We start from the raw sequence: 1293 nt of genomic DNA, 5'->3' as shown, positions 1-1293 counted from the left end.
AAGAGTTTTCAGGGAATAATTCATTTACTGTGGGTGCTGGCGGAGAAATTACAGGTGCAGTCACTGAATCGGCTGCAGACTCAATGGTTGATAAGATTGATATCTCAACGCAAGCGGGTTCTCAGAAAGCTTTATCAATAATCGATTCAGCGATTTCATCTATAGATGAGCAGAGAGCTGATTTAGGTGCTGTGCAAAACCGTTTTAGTCATACAATCAGTAATTTAGCAAATGTTGCTGAGAATGTTTCTGCATCTCGTAGTCGCATTCAAGATACTGATTTTGCGACAGAAACTGCTCATATGACTAAAAACCAAATACTGCAACAAGCGGGTACATCAATTTTGTCGCAAGCAAACCAAATACCACAAGCGGCCATTAGCTTGTTAGGTGGTTAATTAAAGTTATAGCTTTATTTACGAAAAGCGCACAGGTTGCGCTTTTTTTATTGCATAACAATAAAATATCTAGGCAACGCTCTTTGGTATCTCAAACTTCTATTTCTTGGTGAAACGCACAGCGTCTCTTAACTTCATTGTAACTAATTTACTTAAAACCACTTTACACAAAGAGAAAAATGAGTAGTAAATGAAGGGGTAATAGGAGTGAAGCGAAAAAATAAAAAATAATTTTAAAATAAAAAATATTTAAAATCAGCTTTTTAGGTTAAAACACTCAAAAAAAATCTATTTTTTTAAAAAAAAGTCTAAAGATAAATTCTCAGCTGCCGTTAACTTAACCAGTACGGGGCTTGAACATACAAATTGTGAAAGTTCTTGGTTAAATCAAAACAGATATATTACGAAAGTAATCCGGAGTTTTATCATGGCTTTATCAGTAAATACAAATGTATCTTCATTAAATGCTCAACGTAACTTATCAAAATCAGGTCAAGGTTTAGCAACTTCAATGGAGCGTTTAGCGTCAGGTATGCGTATCAATAGCGCAAAAGATGATGCGGCAGGTTTACAAATTTCAAACCGTTTAACTTCACAGATAAATGGTTTAGCAGTCGCACAGCGTAACGCCAATGATGGTATTTCGATCGCGCAGACAGCAGAGGGTGCGATGAATGAATCAACTAATATCCTTCAGCGTATGCGAGAGCTTGCCCTACAATCTGCAAACGGTTCAAACTCAAAAGAAGATAGAGACTCACTTCAAAAAGAAGTATCAGCGTTGCAAACCGAATTGACACGAATTGCAGAAACGACTTCTTTTGGTGGGCAGCAGTTGCTTGATGGTAGTTTTGGAACTAAATCATTTCAAATTGGTGCAAATGCAAACGAGATT

General features: G+C 36.7%; 2 protein-coding genes. Both read left to right on the top strand.

Annotated features, from left to right (window positions below; translation table 11 throughout):
• A partial coding sequence (locus CWB80_RS22055; protein WP_283235118.1) for a flagellin occupies positions 1-398 on the top strand: 398 nt, incomplete at its 5' end.
• Positions 399-825: 427 nt separating this feature from the next.
• The coding region (locus tag CWB80_RS22050; protein WP_502705021.1) for a flagellin at positions 826-1293 on the top strand (468 nt) is incomplete at its 3' end.

This window comes from Pseudoalteromonas sp. S1650 (assembly GCF_005887195.1).
Lineage (GTDB): Bacteria > Pseudomonadota > Gammaproteobacteria > Enterobacterales > Alteromonadaceae > Pseudoalteromonas > Pseudoalteromonas simplex.
This window is presented reverse-complemented; position numbering and strand designations above follow the sequence as displayed.